Below are 3,010 nucleotides of genomic sequence, written 5' to 3'. Positions count from 1 at the left end.
CGATAGCGCGCTTCGGTCATCCAGGCGAGTGGCGACGGGATGCGCCACCACGATTCGATCGTGTTGACGGCGTCAGTGGCCGCCGCCCAGTCCCCCGCGCGGAGCCATAGCGGCGCGGCGTGGCTTTCGGTGTGGCTCCTGCAAAAGACCAGCGGTGCAGCGCGCTCGGCGAGCGAGCGCCAGCACGGTGTCGACCACGCATGAGCGTCCTGTGCAGGCATCACCCGTTGGGCGGCAGGCGTCACTTCATCCTCAAGGTGTCGGCGGACTGCGGTTAGCTCCGCGTGGTCGGTCAGTGGAAGGCTTGAGCCGTTCTCGAGTTCGAGAACAAGCACCGTCATCGCAGGCAGCGCGCTGTCGTCAGGGTATTCGCTGGCGAGTTGAGTCAGTGAGGCTCGCGCGTCCCCCGCATGGCGACGCTGCAATTGCTCCACGACGTCATTGCGCATTACCACGTCGCGGCTGTCGGCAAATATATCGAGCTGTTGCATGCTTTGCTGCATCGTCGTCGCGCTCAGGAATGTCGTCGATGAAGAGCGATCAGGCTAATTCATTTCAGCGCGTCGAGGAAGCCGCTGCCGGCGCTTTCGACGATGTTTTCATGAATCACCTTGTAGCAGGTGCGCCTCCACAACAAGTACGCTACCGACGCACATCCAGCATCGTGCCTCGACAGCGGCGAGCGCCGCACCGACATGCGTAAAGGCGCTTGAGCGCCGCCGTTCGGCGCCCTGCGACATCAAGCGCATAGTCGATGAAGACCTCCGCGCCCTCCTCGATCGTGCGTATTGCCCGGATGAAGACCCGATCGCCTTCCTGTTCGGCTTCACAGTTGGGCGCGCAACTATGATTGATCCAACGCGCGGAGTTGCCACCTTGTGCGCCGTCGATCATGCGTCCGTCGTCGAGCCCGAAGAAGAAGGTATGTCCGTCTTCTGCGGTGGACCGCTCATACCGGCGCTGCCCCTCTTTCGCCGAGATGATCTCGCTTTTGTACTCGAGGATTGCATCACCGACGACGATAGTCGCCGCGGCGAACACACCACGACCATGAATGGGCGAGTGACGGACTGCAATGCGGCGCATGGTTGACTCTCTAGCGTGACAAGGAACGAAAAAATCTGCGTTGGTGTGAGGACAGGCGATAATCGCATCATCGCATGTCAGCCTGTCAAGAAATGTCCGCTCTGCCTCGCCGCACGAAACTCAAACGCAAGCCGGCGCGCGGCACGCTGGTGCGCTATGAAGGCCGGATCGCGGAAGTTCTGGGCGAAGCCCGCGGGCAACGCGTCATGATTCGCTCCATTCACCCGGACGGACAGGAGCGCCGCACCGCGGTGAAATGGGTGAACCTCATACCGCTCGAGAGTCAGCTTTTCTGACTAGGTCGGGACCCGTCGAACGGGTGATGCGACGGCAAACTGCCCGCCTGCGGCCGTCGCGCGCCACCCGGTCGTTGCTGCGCTCACGCCTGATTGACGGCGTCTTTGAAGCCTTTCCCTGCGGTGAACCTCACCGTCTTGGCCGCGGCGATCTTGATCGTCTCACCGGTCTGCGGATTCCGACCGGTCCGCGCGGCGCATTCGCCGGTCCCGAACGATCCAAAGCCGATCAGCTGAACGGTGTCTCCCGCGGCCACCGTTTTCGAAATCGTCTCAAATACCGCATTGATCGCATCTTCAGCGGCGATCTTGCTCGTACCCGACGCCGACGCCACGGCGCCGATCAGTTCCTGCTTGTTCATTGAATCCCTTCCTCTCTTTAAAAAACGAACGCGAACTTACCGAGTCGCTACGAAACACAAAAACGTCGGTCCTACAGGGCGGCATCGGTCGCATCGAGGTCGAAGAGATCCGAGGTCGTGCTATGTGCAGCGAGCAGCTCAGGCAAATCGCCATTCCGAACCTTGGCCAGCGTGTCCGGCGACAACCAGATTTCTTCCATCGCTTCGATGCCTTCCTCGATCATCCGCTGCAGGAAAAACGATTGCTTCCGCCCTGTGGCCTCTGCCAATACGCGCAACCGCTGTTCGATGACAGGGTCGATGCGCACCGCAACGACCCTCAATTTATTCTCTGCCGATCTTCTCACCTGTACGCTCCTTTTGACCGTCGGCGCGACTGGGGCGCGAACCGGCCGTGGACTGCGCCACTCGCCGGCGCCACCGGTCATTATCTACGCGCGACGTTTCGCTCTCGCCGTCTTGCCAACAGCTGCCTTTCGGGCTGCTCGCCTTGCTGGCGGACTGGATTCGGCCGTGGGCGCGCGTCGCGTAGACGGCCGCGCCGCTCCGCGCAGGGATTTCAACTGCTCCTGGAGCGACGTGTATGCCGCGTCGAGCGCGGCGAGCTTGCCCTGCAACACCCCGGTTTGCTGGCGAGCGTCGCCCTGCTGCTCTTGCAGCGCCTCGACGGTTCGTCGATGTTCAGCATCCCGCTTTTCTGCGCGTTTGGCGGCTTCGGCCAATTCTTTCTGCGCTTTGATCACTGCACCGCGTTCGCGATCGATTTCCAAGAGCGCACGCTTTTCCGAGGCGCGTAAGCGCTCCTCCGCACGATCAGCCGTTTCCCGGAGTTTTTCCAGATCACGTGAGAAGGTGTCGCGTACCTTGTCAAGATCACGCTCGCGCGCGACGACCTCCTCGCCAAGACGCTTGACCTGTGCCTCAAGTGCTTGGCGCGCGGCCGCCTCGTGCGCCTGCTGCCGCTCCAACTCCCGAATTTCGACCTGCGCCGCCTGCAATGCCGCGGTGCGTTGCTCCAGCGCCGTCTCGGTCCGACCGAGTTCCTCGCGCGCGGCGACGATCTTTTGCTCCGCCTCGGCGCGACGCGTTTCGACCTCATCGCGAAGCGACGTGAGTTCGGCGTGTGCGGAGGCCGCCGCGCGCGTCCAAAGCGTTCCGATCAACTCGCCTGCGGCCTCACTCAACTCCGTTGGCAAGTCCGGGTGCTCGATACGCACCCGACTCTTCTCTCGTAACTCCGCCCAGAACTCGGCGAGCACCGACGCC

At 62.4% G+C, this 3,010-nt stretch carries 5 protein-coding genes and 1 pseudogene; 1 reads left to right on the top strand and 5 read right to left on the bottom strand.

Going from position 1 to position 3,010, the window contains the following annotated elements; genetic code table 11:
* Together AWB81_RS41575 and AWB81_RS41570 are read right to left on the bottom strand one after the other, a co-directional pair.
* A pseudogene (locus AWB81_RS41575) lies at window positions 1-491 on the bottom strand (hypothetical protein); the annotation flags it as partial.
* A gap of 151 nt (window positions 492-642) precedes the next feature.
* Window positions 643-1,086 carry an SET domain-containing protein gene (locus tag AWB81_RS41570; RefSeq protein WP_062644296.1) on the bottom strand — a complete coding sequence of 148 codons (444 nt, stop codon included), beginning with the start codon at window positions 1,084-1,086 and terminating at the stop codon, window positions 643-645.
* 92 nt (window positions 1,087-1,178) lie between these two features.
* On the opposite strand from AWB81_RS41570, the gene AWB81_RS41565 reads away from it, so the two are divergent.
* On the top strand, window positions 1,179-1,382 hold the full coding sequence (locus AWB81_RS41565; RefSeq protein WP_062644294.1) for a hypothetical protein: 204 nt from the start codon (window positions 1,179-1,181) through the stop codon (window positions 1,380-1,382).
* Between the two features lie 83 nt (window positions 1,383-1,465).
* On the opposite strand, the gene AWB81_RS41560 is transcribed toward AWB81_RS41565, so the two are convergent.
* The 3 genes from AWB81_RS41560 to AWB81_RS41550 all read right to left on the bottom strand — a co-directional run.
* Complete coding sequence (locus AWB81_RS41560) at window positions 1,466-1,744, bottom strand: HU family DNA-binding protein (protein ID WP_062644290.1); 279 nt, start codon at window positions 1,742-1,744, stop codon at window positions 1,466-1,468.
* Between the two features lie 71 nt (window positions 1,745-1,815).
* Window positions 1,816-2,091, bottom strand: coding sequence for a YlcI/YnfO family protein (locus AWB81_RS41555; RefSeq protein WP_062644288.1), 276 nt, complete (start codon window positions 2,089-2,091; stop codon window positions 1,816-1,818).
* An 84-nt stretch (window positions 2,092-2,175) separates the two neighbouring features.
* A partial coding sequence (locus AWB81_RS41550) for a DNA-binding protein (RefSeq protein WP_062644287.1) occupies window positions 2,176-3,010 on the bottom strand: 835 nt, incomplete at its 5' end.

Origin of the sequence: Caballeronia arationis, assembly GCF_001544975.2 — a bacterium.
Lineage (GTDB): Bacteria > Pseudomonadota > Gammaproteobacteria > Burkholderiales > Burkholderiaceae > Caballeronia > Caballeronia arationis.
Note: the sequence above shows the minus strand (reverse complement) of the source record. Positions and strands in the feature narration are given on the sequence as shown.